This is a genomic window from Nocardia sp. IFM 10818 (assembly GCF_054655275.1).
In genome coordinates, this window is sequence record NZ_BAAHJH010000001.1 from 2,993,307 (window position 1) to 3,007,201 (window position 13,895).

Here is a 13,895-nt window from a genome sequence, read left to right on the forward strand (position 1 = left end):
AGACTCCTCGTTCTCCCTGATGAGCTGTGTCGTGCACGACAAGCCTAATGCGCGCCGTGCCGGATCTGTGCTGCGATGGACCTCGTGCCGGAATCCGATTTCACTTCCACCGCATCGAACACCACCCCGACCGCCGAGGGGGCCGAGATCGCCGAACTACGGCGCGTAGCGGTGCATCTGGCCGAGACCGCCGCCGCCCATGTGCGCGAGCGCCGGCCCCAGGTTTTCGGCCCGGGCGCGCGCGAGACCGACGCCGTGCGGTCCAAGAGCACCCCGACCGACCCGGTGACCATAGTCGACACCGAGACCGAACAGTTGGTTCGGAAGCTGGTGGCCGAGCTACGCCCCGGCGACCACGTCCTGGGGGAGGAGGACGGCGGCACCCTGGCCGCCGACCCGGACGCCGTGCACTGGGTGGTCGACCCCATCGACGGCACCGTCAACTTCGTCTACGGCATCCCCGCCTACTCGGTCTCGGTGGCGGCCGTGCGCGGCGGCCGCTCGGTCGCCGGGGCCGTGGCCGATGTGGCGCACGGCGTCACCTACAGCGCCGGGCTGGGCCGGGGCGCGCATCGCAGCGCCCCGGGCTCGGAGCCGATCGCCTTGCGCTGCAACGAGGTCGAGTCGGCGGCCATGGCCCTGGTGGCCACCGGCTTCGCCTATGGCAACGCGCGCCGCACCCGGCAGGGCGAACTGGTCGCCCAGGTGTTGCCCCATGTCCGCGATATCCGCCGGATCGGCTCGGCGGCCCTGGATCTGTGCATGGTGGCCGAGGGCCGGGTGGACGCCCACTACGAGCACGGCCTGAACCTGTGGGACTGGGCCGCGGGCGCGCTCATCGCCGCCGAGGCGGGCGCGCACGTGCGCGTGCCCGCACCGGATTCGCCGGGCGCGGCGGGGGAGCTGGTGGTGGCCGCGGCCCCCGGAATCGCGGACGAACTGATTGGTCTGTTCGAACGCCTGGATGTCACCACCCCTATCCCGCAACCGTGACACCCGGGTAGACGGCCCGGGGTGGCCGAAAAGTAATCGCCGCGCCCGAGACGGGCGCGGCGATTCACGGATTGGTTTCGGGCACTGCGGTTTTCAGCACTTGGCGTGCCGGGCGGCCTCGAGCAGCTTGGAGTCGATGGCGGGCGCGCTGCCGGGCGTCGGATTCTTCAGCGACCGCAGCACCTCCTCGGCATCGGTGCTCGGCCGCAGATCACGGAACAGCGACCCCAGCACCAGATCCACGCTGTCGTCGGTGCGCGCATCCTCGATGAGCTCCGCGCACGGCATGACCAACTGCACCGACGCCGCCGCCGGACGGCCGTTCACGCCGAAGCGGATCTGCCCCGCGCACTCCAGATCACCGTTCACATAGACCGGATCATTGCCGACCTGCACATCCGGCGCGCTCGCGAAGCCGAGATCGCCCAGTTCGGAGGCCACGTGCGCGGCCTGCCCGCGCTGCCCGTTGGCATTGAACACCCGCACCTTGGCCTGCGCCAGCGCGGCCGGCTCCACATCACGTAACCGTGACGGCGACACCCGCTGTCCGAGCGGCACGGCCGCGGTGGAGGAGGCGCTCGCGGCCGGGCTGGGCGAGTTACAGGCGATCGCTCCGGTATCGGCCTCGGTCTGCGTCAGTGCGCGAAACCACACTCCGGCGCAGATCAAGGCTATGACGCCCACCATGGCCGCCCACGGCTCCCACCGTCGCCGGATGAACGGCCGCCCGCTGCGGGGATCGGTCGACTTGCCTTGGGTGATCAGTGAAACCACGCCATCACTCTACGAAAACGTCGCGGTCAACGCGCGAAAGGTCTCGGTAAGTCCGGCGAAGGTCTCGGAGTGTTACCTCGCGGGTGACGATTGCCCCTCAGTTTCGAGTCGCGAGTGTTTTGATTGCGACTTTTGCGCAGGGGTCCGCTATTGTCTGGCGGCCCAGATCGTATCGCCCGGGTTGAATCGGGGGGTCGATTTCGGGAACAACGAGGGCATGCCCTGCGTTGACCGAGCGCGATCCGGTGCGGAACTGATGCATCCGGCCCGATCGGTGACCGGCGTACGCGTGACGTACGCCACGGGCGGGGCGGCACACCCGCGCACGGTTCCAGCAGGAACCGGGCACAGGTGCGCCGGTCCGGGATATACGGAGTAAGGACGAGGGGAAGACGACATGGCAACCGACTATGACGCACCGCGGCGCAGTGAAACCGACGAAGTGTCGGAGGACTCGCTCGAGGAGCTGAAGGCTCGTCGCAACGAGGCCGCGTCCGCCGTCGTGGATATCGACGAATCCGATACCGCGGAGTCGTTCGAGCTTCCCGGCGCGGACCTGTCCGAGGAGGTGCTCTCGGTTCGGGTGATCCCGAAGCAGGCCGACGAGTTCACCTGCTCGAGCTGCTTCTTGGTGCACCACCGCAGCCGGCTCGCCAGCGAAGCGGGCGGTCAGCTGATTTGCATGGACTGCGCGGCCTGAGCCCAGGCGCACAGCCCTGAAGAAGGTATATCCGACAGCCCGCGCTCGGTACGCCGAGCGCGGTCAGGATCTTGCCGGGTCTCGCAGCGCGGCCCGGCGGATACCTCAGAGACCCAGCGCTGCCATGATCTTGTCGGGATGACGCGTGCTGACCAGCCAGTACGGGGTCGGATCGTCGGGATCATCGAGGACGAGCAACACCATGGGGCCCACCCAGCCCCGATGCTGGACATAGGCGGCCGGGTCGAGTTGGCGGCCCAGCGCCGCGCTCTTCGCGCTGGCCGGCACCGCCGCCGCCCGGGCCACGAAGGTGGCGGGCAGGTGGGCGCGATCCACGCGCAGTTCCGGGGTGCCGGCCGAGTCGGGCACCACCTCCACCTTGTGCCGCGACATCCACAGCAGCACCCAGACCGCCACCGGGAACAACACCGCGTACGGCAGCCAGGCGCGCAAACCGGGTGCGCCCATGTGGATTTCGGCCGCCATCAAACCGGCGACGCCCAATGCCACCGGCCACCACCACAGCGGCACCCAGAGGCGCTCGGTGTAGCGGGCGGTGGTCTGCTGCTGAGGTTCCATGGTCACCTGAGGGGGCTGGTCGGACACGTCATCAGACTAAGTCAAGGTGTGCGGTGGTGAGCGCGTAGGCTCGGCGTACGTGACCGGTATTCCATCCATCCCCCTGCTGCGGCTCGATCCCGGCATCCCCGTACCGACGCGCGCCCACGAAGGCGACGCGGGCGTGGACCTGTGCACCACCGAGGACGTCATCATCGAACCGGGGGAGCGGGTGCTGGTGGGCACCGGCATCGCGGTCGCGCTCCCGATCGGGACCGTGGGACTGATCCACCCGCGGTCGGGTTTGGCTGCCAAGGCCGGGCTTTCGGTCGTCAACACCCCCGGCACGGTCGACGCCGGCTACCGGGGCGAGATCAAGGTGTGCCTGATCAATCACGATCCGCGCACGCCCATCGAGCTCCGGCGCGGCGACCGGATCGCCCAGCTGCTGGTGCAGAAGGTGGAGCTGGTCGACTTCGTGGAGGTCGGCTCGCTCGACGAAACCGAGCGGGGCGCAGGAGGATACGGATCGAGCGGTGGGCACGCCAGCCTGACCCCGGAGTCGGGTCGAGCGGCCGGCAAGGAGGCATGAGGGATGTTCGGTAGAAAGAAGCGCAAGGGTGGCGCGGAGGAACCCGCGCAGCAGTACGACGACGAGTACTACGACGAATACGACGAGTACGACGAATCCGAGTACGAGGCAGACGAGTACGACGATGCGGACTACGACGAGACGGAGTACGAGCTGCGCGCTCCGTCCGGCGACGATTCGCCGCGCATGGGCCCGCACAACTACGAGGATGTCGCCGACCGCTTGGCCGCCATCGCCGATCAGCGACTGGATCTGGGCTCGGTCATCCTGCCGGTCCCGCCGGGCGGGCAACTGCAGGTCGAGATGACCCCCGAGGGCGCGCCGCAGGCGGTGCACCTGGCCACCCAGCACGGCCGCATCACCGTGGCCGCGTACGCCGCGCCCAAGACCGCGGGCCAATGGCGTTCGGTCGCGGCCGATCTCGCCGACACCCTGCGCAAGGACGGCGCCCAGGTGTCGGTGCAGAACGGTCCGTGGGGCCGTGAGCTGCACGCCGTCACCGAGGGCGCGGATCTGCGCTTCATCGGCGTGGACGGATACCGCTGGATGGTGCGCCTGGTCGCGGCCGGCCCGTCCGGCGCGGCCGACGAGGGCCAGCCGCTGGTGACCGCGGCGCGCGCGATTCTCGGTGAGACCGTGGTCCGCCGCGGTGACGAGCCGCTGCCGGTGCGCGAGCCGCTGCCGGTGGTGCTGCCGCAGGAGCTGGCCGATCAGCTGGCCGCCGCGCATCAGCAGCAGTTGCAGGCGCAGCAGCAGGCCGTGGCCGCGCAATTGGCCGCCATGCAGGGCGGGCCGCAGCCGGGGATTCCCACCCAGTCCCAGGAGCCGCCACGCCGCGGCGCCGACGGCTCGGCCATGCAGCAGCTGGGGCTCAACTAGAAGAACGACCTTCGCCTCCGGTGGGAAGCGAAGGTCGTTTGCTATCCGGGGGATTCGGGGAGCTCTGGGGGATTTCGGGGGATTCGACCGTCAGACGGTTTCGGCGCCGCGCGCGAACAGCGCCGCAATGCCCCGCGCGCCCAGCACCGAGGGGTCCGCGCCCAGCTCGCCGAGGGTGATGGAGTGCAGGTCGGCCCCGGGAATGAGCGCGGCCCACTGCTTCGCCACCTCGAACGGGTGCACCGGATCATCGATCGCGCCGACGATCGACACCGGCGCCGCAATGCCCGCCAGCACCTCGGCCTCCGGCCAGCGATAGGCGGCCGCCTCCGACAAAGCCGCGGGCAGATCCGGCCATTGGGACCGCCACGAGCGCGTGAGCGCCTCCGCGAGCCAGGCCGGGCTGGACGCGCGCATACCGTCGATGACGGCCTCGAGCCCGTCCGCGCGCAGGGCCGCGGCGGTGGCGGCGGCGCTCAGCGCGGCCGGGCAGCCGGTGGTGTCCGCACCCGTCCAGGCGGGCAGCGCCGCCACCACGCCCGCGACCGCTTCCGGGCGCTCGGCGGCCCATTCCACGGCCACCGCCGCGCCCAGCGAGATGCCCGCGATCACCACCGGTCCGTCCGCCGCGGCCCGATCCAGGGCGTCGCGATAGCTGCCGATGACCCGCCGCGGGTCCGGATCCACCGGCAGAAATGTGATTTCCATTGCGGCGCAGGCCGGTCCGAAGGCACGCGCGGCGAAATGGGCATCGGAGCCGGTCCCGGGCAAGGCGACGGCAATTCGCGGGCGCGCGAGGTCGGCCGCCGGAAGTGGTAGATCGGGCACCGGCCGAGCGTACTGCGACGGGCGCGGATGGCGGGTGCGGGCCGACCCCTCTACAGTGGCGGTGTACGGCCACAGCCTCCTTCGGGTGACGAACCCACCCAGGCGTGTGGAAAGAAACAACGACGTGAGACCCACGCCGTCTGCTCTATGGGAGAGCGTGCGAGATGCCATCCACGGGTGGGAAGGACACACCCTCGGGCTATTTCCGGCGGCTGAGCCGCCGATTGACCGAGGACCTGGATCGTCTGGATGCGGAGGAGCTGGCCGAGACGTCGGAAGCGTCGGGCGCCTGTCACGCATCGCAATGCCGGCGGGGTGAGGAAGTCACCATGCTGGGCCGGCTCCGGAGTGTCGAGGCCTGTCCCAAGTCGGCGGGCGCGGAGATCCAAGCCGAATTCTTCGATGGCACCGACAGCGTGTCGCTGGTCTGGATCGGCCGCCGCCGCATCCCCGGAATCGAGCCGGGACGCCGTATCCTGGTCCGCGGCCGCATCGGCGAACGCGCCGGCGGCAAGGTCATCTTCAACCCCTACTACGAACTCCGCGAGAGCTCCTGACACCTATGCCGATATCTGCCAGCAGCAATGACGAGGGCCGCACCGGCCGCCTTGCGAAAGACGAGCCCCCCGACAGCCCCGCCGAGCTGGAAGGCTCCGCGCTGCTGGAGTCCGGACTGGCCGAGGCCGAACGCGAACTGCTCGCCGAGGAGATCGAGGAGGCCCGCGAGGAGGCGGCGGAGCAGACCCTGCTCGAACAGCTCGGCGGTTTCAGCGGCCTGATCTACTCCTCACTGCCCGTACTGGTCTTCGTGCCGGTCAATACCTGGCGCGGGCTCACCACGGCCATCTGGGCCGCCCTGGGGGTTGCTACGGCGATTCTGGTGTGGCGCATCATCCGCAAGGATCCGGTGCAGCCGGCCATTTCCGGATTCCTGGGTGTCGGCGTGTGCGCGTTCATCGCCTATCGCATGGGCGAGGCCAAGGGTTTCTTCCTGTTCGGCATCTACGCCAGCCTCGTGTACGCGGGCGTGTTCCTGGTGTCGCTGCTGGTTCGCTGGCCGCTGGCCGGCGTCATCTGGGGCGTGCTGAACGGGCACGGCCACGATTGGCGCTCCGACCGCCGCGCCGTGCGGCTCTACGATCTGGCGACCGCGGTGTGGGCGGTGGTGTTCGCCGCCCGGTATCTGGTGCAGAACCACCTCTACGACGCCGACAGCACCGGCTGGCTGGCCGCGGCCCGCATCGGCATGGGCTGGCCGCTCACGGCGGTGGCGTTGGTGGTGACGGTGTGGGCGGTGCGCCGAGCGGGCCATTTGCCCGCCTCCAGGTCCGCCGAATCCGCCGCGAACTGACCGTCATCGGCGCTTTATCGCGTTAAACTGCCACCGCGCAACACCTTCGGGGGTATCAGGGGTGAAGAGGGGGTGGCACACCCACCCCTGGGGTGTCTATTTCGGGGGCCTCGATCAAAGCACGATCGTCATGAGACGAAACGGCGAAAGGATCGGGGAGTTGGTTACCGACGGCAAGGCAGTGGCGGAGTCGCAGGACCGTGGCGTGGGGCGCGGTGCGACGACGCAGAGTGCGGCCGCACGCCGGCACCAGGCGGGGCGGGGAAACAAGAACAGCGCGGCGACGTCGGAATCCCGGCGCGCGGCCGCGGAATTGGACAGGCTGATCGGCCCGGCCGCGGGTGGCGACCGGGAGGCGGTGTCGGAGATCCTCAAGATCGTCTACCCGCTGGTGCGCCGCTACTGCGCGGCGCGCATGGGCGGCTCGGCGCATCTGCACGTGACGGCCGACGATGTGGCACAGGAGATCTGCCTGGCCACCGTGCAGGCCATCCCGCGCTACCGGGATCAGGGCAAGTCGTTCCTGGCGTTCGTGTACGGCATCTCGGCCAACAAGGTCGCCGACGCGTTCCGCCGGGCGCAGCTGCACCCGGCCTATCCGGTGGCGGAGTTCCCGGACACCCCGGAGACCGAGGCCGGACCGGAGGAGCGGGCGCTGGCGTCCGAAACCCGCCGTGCCACGCGGGAACTCATGAAGGTGCTGGCGCCGACCCACCGTGAGGTGCTGGTCATGCGCATCGTGCTGGGGTGGACGGCGGCGCAGACCGCCGAGGCCATCGGCACCAGCCCGGGCGTGGTCCGGGTGATGCAGCACCGGGCGCTGAACAAGCTGCGCGCCGAACTGCGGGCCGCCTCGTAATGCCGGTCGGAGGCGCCGAACCTCAGGCGCCCGCGCCGACCGGAGTTCCGAAACCGTTGACGCCGAGGGCCTTCCGCAGATCGTCCTCGGCTTCCACGGAGGCCACGAACAGCAGCTCGTCCTCGCCTTCGAGGGGATCGTCGGCCTGCGGCACGATGACCCGCCCGCCGCGCAGGATGGTCACCAGGGCGGCGTCGCGCGGCAGCTTCAGCTTGCCGACGGCCTTGCCCGCCAAGGGCGTATCGGTGGGCAGGGTGATCTCGACCAGGTTGGCCTGACCCTGGCGCAGGGTCATGAGCCGCACCAGATCACCCACCGACACCGCCTCCTCGACCAGCGAGGCCAGCAGTCGCGGTGTCGACACGGCGACATCGACGCCCCACGAGGTGTCGAACAGCCATTCGTTGCGCGGATCGTTGACCCGCGCCACCACGCGCCCGACCCCGAATTCGGTCTTGGCGAGCAGGCTGAACACCAGATTCACCTTGTCGTCGCCGGTGGCGGCGATGACGACGTCATAGGTTTCCAGGCCCGCCTCTTCGAGCGTCTCCAGCTCGCAGGCGTCGGCGTGGGTCCACACCGCGGTGGGCGCGCTGGCCGGATCGATGTGATCGAGTCGTCGTTCCAACAGCATGACCGCATGACCGCCGCGCAGCAGTTCCTGGGCGATGGATCGGCCGACGGCGCCGGCGCCCGCAATGGCTACCTTCATGATCAGTCCTCGCTCGCGGGGGGATTACCGGCCAGGGCGACGGCCTCGCCGACCGTGCCGGACGTGGCGGCGATGTAGACGACGTCATCGGCCTGCAGCATGGTCTTGCCATTGGGCAGTACGCCCTGCCCGAAGCGGATGAGGAAGGCCACGCGCGCGCCGATGGCGCTTTCCAGGGACTTCACCGTGCGCCCGTACCACTCCTCGTTCAGGACGAGCTCGGTGACCGCCACGGTGCCGGTGGGATCGCGCCAGGTGGTGGTGGATTGATCCGAGACCAGGGTGCGCAGGAACCGGTCGGTGGTCCACGGCACGGTGGCGATGGTCGGAATGCCCAGGCGCTCGTAGACCGCGGCGCGCTTGGCGTCGTAGATGCGAGCCACCACGCGCTCCACGCCGAAGGTCTCGCGGGCCACGCGGGCGGAGATGATGTTGGAGTTGTCGCCGGAGGAGACCGCGGCGAACGCGCCGGCCTTCTCGATTCCGGCGCGGGTCAGCACATCCCGGTCGAAGCCGACGCCGGTGACGCACAGGCCCGGGAAATCGCGGCCCAGGCGCAGGAAGGCGCTGGAGTTCTGATCGATCACCGCGACCTCGTGGCCGATGCGGACCAGGGCGCGCGCGAGTGAGGATCCCACTCGTCCACACCCCATGATCACTACGTACACCGTGCGAACCCCATTCCCGAAAACCGTATGTGCGGTCTGGTTGCTTGTCCGGGCAGCAACCGTACCGTTCGAGTTTTTCCCGAGGCACTTTCCCCCTCCGGTCCTGACTCAAACCGGAAGGGGCAAAAGTCACACTGCTCACATCCCACGGTACGACGTCACCTGCCACGCGCCGCGCCGTGGACGCGAGTGGTCCCGGGCTCCCTTATGCTGCCTAAAGTGTCGAAGTTGACGACGGCTGCCAAACGAATGCTGGTGGGCCGCCCCTTCCGTAGTGATTCGCTGGGGCACACGCTGCTCCCCAAACGGATCGCGCTCCCCGTGTTCGCGTCCGACGCCTTGTCGTCGGTGGCGTACGCGCCCGAGGAGATCTTCCTGGTGCTGTCGATGGCCGGGCTGTCGGCGTACGTGTACGCGCCCTGGGTGGGCATCGCGGTGGCGCTGGTGATGGCGGTGGTGGTGGCCAGCTACCGGCAGAACGTGCACGCGTACCCGTCCGGCGGCGGCGACTACGAGGTGGCGACCAAGAACCTCGGGCCGACCGCGGGCCTGACGGTGGGCAGTGCGCTGCTGGTGGATTACGTGCTCACCGTGGCGGTGTCGATTTCGTCGGCGGCATCCAATATCGGCTCGGCCATTCCGTTCGTGGCCACGCACAAGGTGCTGTTCGCGGTGGTGGCCATTGTGATCCTCACCGCCATGAACCTGCGCGGCGTGCGGGAATCCGGGACCATGTTCGCCATCCCCACCTACGCCTTCATGATCGGCATGTTCGCCATGCTGCTGTGGGGATTCACCCGCATCGGGCTGCTGGGCGAGCAGGTGCACGCCGAGTCCTACGGATTCGAGTTGAAGGCCGAGGAAGAGCATCTGTTCGGAATCGCCCTCGTGTTCCTCATCGCCCGCGCGTTCTCCTCCGGCTGTGCGGCGCTCACGGGTGTGGAGGCCATCAGCAATGGCGTTCCCGCCTTCCGCAAACCCAAATCCCGCAATGCCGCGACCACACTGCTGCTGCTCGGCGGGATCGCCATCACCTTGTTCATGGGCATGATCGTGCTCACCCAGAAGGTGGGCGTGGTGTACGCGCACAACACCTCCGACCTGATCGGCGCGCCCGCGGGCTACGAGCAGAAGACGCTCATCGCACAGCTGGCCGATGCGGTGTTCCAGGGCTTCCCGGCCGGGTTCTACTTCATCACCATCGTCACGGCGCTGATCCTGGTGCTGGCCGCCAATACCGCCTTCAACGGCTTTCCGGTGCTGGGCTCGATCCTGGCGCAGGACCGATTCCTGCCGCGCCAGTTGCACACTCGCGGTGACCGGCTGGCGTTCAGCAATGGCATTCTCTTCCTGGCCGGGGCCGCCATCGCGTTCGTGGTCCTGTTCGGGGCCGAGGTGACCAAGCTCATCCAGCTCTACATCGTCGGCGTGTTCGTATCGTTCGTGCTGAGCCAGACGGGCATGCTGCGGCACTGGACCCGATTGCTGCGCACCGAGACCGATCCGGCGCAGCGGGCGCGCATGAAGCGCTCCCGGGTGATCAATGCCATCGGCCTCACCATGACCGCCACCGTGCTGGTCATCGTGCTCGTCACCAAGTTCCTGGCCGGCGCCTGGATCGCCATCGTCACCATGGCCGGGATCTTCGTGCTCATGAAGATGATTCGCCGCCACTACGACACGGTGGCGCACGAACTCGACGAATCCGAATGGGACGGCGTCCTGCCCAGCCGCACCCACTCCATCGTGCTGGTGTCCAAGCTGCACCTGCCGACCAAGCGCGCCCTCGCCTACGCCCGCGCCACCCGCCCCGACACCCTCGAGGCCATTACGGTCAATGTCGACGAGCCCGACACCCGCGCCCTGGTCCGCGAATGGGAGACCAGCGATATCGCGGTGCCGCTCAAGGTGATCGAGTCCCCCTACCGCGAAATCACCAAGCCGGTGATCGACTACGTCAAGCGCCTCCGCAAGGACGCGCCCCGCGACGTGGTCACCGTCTTCATTCCCGAATACGTGGTCGGCCACTGGTGGGAACAACTCCTGCACAACCAGTCCGCCCTCCGCCTCAAGGGCCGCCTCCTCTTCGAACCCGGCGTCATGGTCACCAGCGTCCCCTGGCAGCTCACCTCCTCCGCCAAAGCCGCCCAACTCCGCACCGTCAACGCCCCCGGCTCCGTTCGCCGCGGCTTCGGAGACGACGCGTGAGTCATCGCCACTCGAGTGCGCCCGGCGTAACCGCGCCGGACTCCTCCGGCACGCCGCCCGCGCACCGGGCCGACGCGATCGGTCAGGAATCAGTGGCGAGCGCAGCCACACCGGGCGCGGCGGCATGCGGTGCGGTGTGGCCGCGGCCACGAACCGAGAGCGTTCGGAGCTGTTCTGCGTCAATCGATGTCATCGCGGTGGGCGGGCCGGATATCGGTGTGCGGCGGCGTATGCGCGTGTCCCGAAAGGTGTTGGTGTGAGCTCCGGAGCGGATTGGCGCGGAACGACTGTCGACGTTCGGCTCGGACCGCCCGGGCACGGTGGGTTCTGCGTGGCGCGGTACGAAGGGCGAGTGCTGTTCGTGCGGCACGGGCTGCCCGGGGAGTTGGTGCGGACGGTTGTCACCGAGGATCGGGGTGGGTCGTTCTGCCGGGCTGACGCGGTCGAGATTCTGGAGGCGTCGGCTGATCGGGTGCCGGCGACGTGTCCGGTGTCGGGGCCCGGTGGTGCTGGATGTTGCGACTTCTCCTTTGCCACACCGGAGGCGCAGCGGGCGTTGAAGGCCGCGGTGGTGGCTGAGCAGCTGCGGCGGCTCGCGGACTGGGAACCCGAGTTCGTGGTCGAGGAGATTCCAGCGCTTGCTGGTTACGGTGGCGCGCCGCTGCGTGAGTCCGGCGGGGCGGGTACCGGATCCGGTCGGGGGCCGGGTGCGCCCGGTAGCGGGCCTGGTCCGCGGCGCGCCGGGTTGGGTGTGGGTGGTGTCGCGCGGGGAGTCGGCTTCGCTGTGCGCGGCATCGGTGATGTCTCGGGAGGCACGGGCGGCACTGCGCCGCTGGCGCATTCGGGCGGGTGGCGGTCGCGGGTGCGGCTGGTGGTCGATGCGCAGGGGCGGGCCGGGGTGCACAAGTATCGGGGGACGGAGGTGATCGCTGATCTGCGGTGTCCGCAGCCGATGGCGGGGGCCATGGCGGGGATCGCGGAGCGGGAGTGGACTCCGGGGGCGGATCTCGTGGTGGCCGTGGATGGGGATGGGGTGCGGCATATCGTCGAACTGGCTCCGCCGGAAGAGGATCGGGGCGGGCACGGCTCGCGGCGCGGCGCGCAGGGTGGTGGCCGGCGGCGGGATCGGCACGGGGGCGGGGATCGGCGGAGTACGGCTGCTCGGCGGGCGGCGGCGCACAGTGCGCGGGACGAGCGGGTGGTCGAGGGGAGTGGGCGGGCTGTTCAGTATGTGTCGGGGCGGCGGTGGGAGCTGTCGGCTACCGGGTTCTGGCAGCCGCATTTCGGTGCGGCGCAGTGTTATTCGGATGTGGTGGGGGAGTGGGCGGATGCGGCGGCCGGGGCACTGGCGTGGGATCTGTATTGCGGGGTCGGCGTTTTCGCGGCGCGGTTGGCGGATCGGGTCGGTGCGGGCGGGGCGGTGCACGGGGTGGAGTTCTCGCGGACCGCTGTGAGCGAAGGGCAAGCGGCGCTGCGGGATCTGGGGGCGGTGGAGTTGCGGGCCGAGCGGGTGGAGCGGTGGATTGTCGAACAGCCGTCTACCGCACCGGATGTGGTGGTGCTGGATCCACCGCGGGCCGGTGCGGGGAAGGATGTGATCAACGCGCTGGCAGAGCGGGGGCCGCGGCGGATCGTTCATATCGGTTGTGACCCGGCCGCTTTCGCGCGGGATGTGGGTCTCTATCGAAGCGCGGGCTATCGACCGGTTGGGCTGCGAGTCTTCGATGCCTTCCCGGCAACGCATCACGTGGAATGCATCGCCGTGCTGGAGCGCTGAGCCCGGTCGCGGCAGCTTCGCGCCAAGTGCATGCATGCGCACATGCATGCAGGGTGCATTCCATTGCCGGAGCGCTGATCTCGGGCTTTCCCACTGAGCACGGGCTGCGCGGCGGCGAAGTTGGGCATCCGTCAAGATGTTGCTCATGACTACGCTGTCCGATCCGACGCTGGTGTCGGTGGCCGAATTGATCTACGGCGATCAGGCCAGGTTTCACTCCCTCGAAGGGCTGCTGCTGAGTGTGGATCTCAAGCGCCCGGAGTATCAGGTCGAGCTGTGGGTGAATGCCGAAAGCTATTGGGGGCGGCTGGTTACACCGGTGTACGGCGCACGGATGGCGGCGCTGGGCGGCAATGCCGACGCGGATCGGGCCCTGCTGAACCTGGTCGAGGTGACGGTCGAGAAGTTCCTGCGCGGCGAATCCGTGGAGCGCAAACAACTCCCGTCCTGGCTGCCCGACCTGCGCGCCGCGCTGCTGGCCGACGGCTACCAACTGCGCATCGAACGCGTCGGCGACGGCCCCGACGCCACCGGCCGCTGCCGCCTGCGCCCCACCAACCGCCTGCCCCTCCCGCTCGCCGAGCAGATCGCCCTCATCGAGACCGAACTCGAATTGCGCGGCCAGCAAACACCTCTCGACCACCTGCAACAGGCGATCGACCGCTACGCCGCCCGCGACTACACCGCCTGCGAGGAAAACCTCCGCACCGCCCTCGAACACCTCACCGCCTACGCCGCGGGCACCCAAACCCTCGACAGCACAAAGAATGTCCGCCACCTCATCGACACCGGCCGCCTAACCGTCCGCGAAGGCACCCGCCTGCTCCGCGACCTGCGCGTCCTCACCTCCGACAACCCGCATCCCCACCGCACCCGCACCGACGCCGCGCGCTTTCGCATCCAACTGACCGCCGCCCGCGCCACCACCCTCCTGGAACACATCGACCTCTGAAGGTCAGAACCCCAACCGTGCGCTCGACCGAGATCCGCTCGTCA

At 69.2% G+C, this 13,895-nt stretch carries 15 protein-coding genes; 10 read left to right on the forward strand and 5 right to left on the reverse strand.

Annotation, left to right across the window (positions count from 1 at the left end; genetic code table 11):
* Window positions 1–75 precede the first annotated feature (75 nt).
* The gene (locus ACYQ5L_RS13855) at window positions 76–993 is read left to right on the forward strand and encodes an inositol monophosphatase family protein (RefSeq protein WP_459957751.1); all 918 of its coding nucleotides are present in this window, start codon (window positions 76–78) and stop codon (window positions 991–993) included.
* A 93-nt stretch (window positions 994–1,086) separates the two neighbouring features.
* Here the strand turns inward: ACYQ5L_RS13855 and cei are convergent, their stop codons facing one another.
* A complete protein-coding gene (gene cei, locus ACYQ5L_RS13860) occupies window positions 1,087–1,767 on the reverse strand; it encodes an envelope integrity protein Cei (RefSeq protein WP_459957752.1) in 681 nt (226 codons plus the stop codon).
* Window positions 1,768–2,164: 397 nt separating this feature from the next.
* Here cei and ACYQ5L_RS13865 point away from each other — a divergent pair, with 397 nt between their 5' ends.
* The gene (locus tag ACYQ5L_RS13865; RefSeq protein ID WP_379203088.1) at window positions 2,165–2,467 is read left to right on the forward strand and encodes a DUF4193 domain-containing protein; all 303 of its coding nucleotides are present in this window, start codon (window positions 2,165–2,167) and stop codon (window positions 2,465–2,467) included.
* A gap of 105 nt (window positions 2,468–2,572) precedes the next feature.
* On the opposite strand, the gene ACYQ5L_RS13870 is transcribed toward ACYQ5L_RS13865, so the two are convergent.
* Window positions 2,573–3,046, reverse strand: coding sequence for a DUF3093 domain-containing protein (locus ACYQ5L_RS13870; RefSeq protein WP_379203191.1), 474 nt, complete (start codon window positions 3,044–3,046; stop codon window positions 2,573–2,575).
* A 79-nt stretch (window positions 3,047–3,125) separates the two neighbouring features.
* On the opposite strand from ACYQ5L_RS13870, the gene dut reads away from it, so the two are divergent.
* The gene (gene dut, locus ACYQ5L_RS13875) at window positions 3,126–3,617 is read left to right on the forward strand and encodes a dUTP diphosphatase (RefSeq protein ID WP_459957753.1); all 492 of its coding nucleotides are present in this window, start codon (window positions 3,126–3,128) and stop codon (window positions 3,615–3,617) included.
* A 3-nt stretch (window positions 3,618–3,620) separates the two neighbouring features.
* On the forward strand, window positions 3,621–4,496 hold the full coding sequence (locus ACYQ5L_RS13880) for a DUF3710 domain-containing protein (RefSeq protein WP_459957754.1): 876 nt from the start codon (window positions 3,621–3,623) through the stop codon (window positions 4,494–4,496).
* A gap of 90 nt (window positions 4,497–4,586) precedes the next feature.
* Here ACYQ5L_RS13880 and ACYQ5L_RS13885 read toward each other — a convergent pair whose 3' ends face one another.
* Window positions 4,587–5,324 carry an alpha/beta fold hydrolase gene (locus ACYQ5L_RS13885; RefSeq protein ID WP_459957755.1) on the reverse strand — a complete coding sequence of 246 codons (738 nt, stop codon included), beginning with the start codon at window positions 5,322–5,324 and terminating at the stop codon, window positions 4,587–4,589.
* Window positions 5,325–5,488: 164 nt separating this feature from the next.
* On the opposite strand from ACYQ5L_RS13885, the gene ACYQ5L_RS13890 reads away from it, so the two are divergent.
* The 3 genes from ACYQ5L_RS13890 to ACYQ5L_RS13900 all read left to right on the forward strand — a co-directional run bounded on the left by ACYQ5L_RS13890 (window position 5,489) and on the right by ACYQ5L_RS13900 (window position 7,534).
* On the forward strand, window positions 5,489–5,881 hold the full coding sequence (locus tag ACYQ5L_RS13890; RefSeq protein ID WP_379203080.1) for an OB-fold nucleic acid binding domain-containing protein: 393 nt from the start codon (window positions 5,489–5,491) through the stop codon (window positions 5,879–5,881).
* Window positions 5,882–5,886: 5 nt separating this feature from the next.
* Complete coding sequence (locus ACYQ5L_RS13895; protein WP_459957756.1) at window positions 5,887–6,675, forward strand: DUF3159 domain-containing protein; 789 nt, start codon at window positions 5,887–5,889, stop codon at window positions 6,673–6,675.
* Window positions 6,676–6,835: 160 nt separating this feature from the next.
* Window positions 6,836–7,534, forward strand: coding sequence for a sigma-70 family RNA polymerase sigma factor (locus tag ACYQ5L_RS13900; RefSeq protein WP_459957757.1), 699 nt, complete (start codon window positions 6,836–6,838; stop codon window positions 7,532–7,534).
* A 22-nt stretch (window positions 7,535–7,556) separates the two neighbouring features.
* Here the strand turns inward: ACYQ5L_RS13900 and ACYQ5L_RS13905 are convergent, their stop codons facing one another.
* Entirely contained in the window at window positions 7,557–8,246 is a 690-nt protein-coding gene (locus ACYQ5L_RS13905; protein ID WP_459957758.1) for a potassium channel family protein, read from the reverse strand.
* A gap of 2 nt (window positions 8,247–8,248) precedes the next feature.
* Window positions 8,249–8,914, reverse strand: a complete 666-nt coding sequence (locus ACYQ5L_RS13910) for a potassium channel family protein (RefSeq protein WP_459957759.1) — start codon at window positions 8,912–8,914, stop codon at window positions 8,249–8,251.
* Between the two features lie 219 nt (window positions 8,915–9,133).
* Between ACYQ5L_RS13910 and ACYQ5L_RS13915 the strand changes: the two genes are divergently transcribed.
* The 3 genes from ACYQ5L_RS13915 (at window position 9,134) to ACYQ5L_RS13925 (ending at window position 13,851) form a co-directional block, all read left to right on the forward strand.
* Complete coding sequence (locus ACYQ5L_RS13915) at window positions 9,134–11,122, forward strand: APC family permease (protein WP_459957760.1); 1,989 nt, start codon at window positions 9,134–9,136, stop codon at window positions 11,120–11,122.
* Window positions 11,123–11,378: 256 nt separating this feature from the next.
* Window positions 11,379–12,899 (forward strand): class I SAM-dependent RNA methyltransferase, encoded by a 1,521-nt coding sequence (locus ACYQ5L_RS13920; protein ID WP_459957761.1) that lies wholly within the window; start codon window positions 11,379–11,381, stop codon window positions 12,897–12,899.
* 145 nt (window positions 12,900–13,044) lie between these two features.
* Window positions 13,045–13,851: a hypothetical protein gene (locus tag ACYQ5L_RS13925; protein ID WP_459957762.1), complete on the forward strand. Its 807-nt coding sequence runs from the start codon at window positions 13,045–13,047 to the stop codon at window positions 13,849–13,851.
* Window positions 13,852–13,895 lie beyond the last annotated feature (44 nt).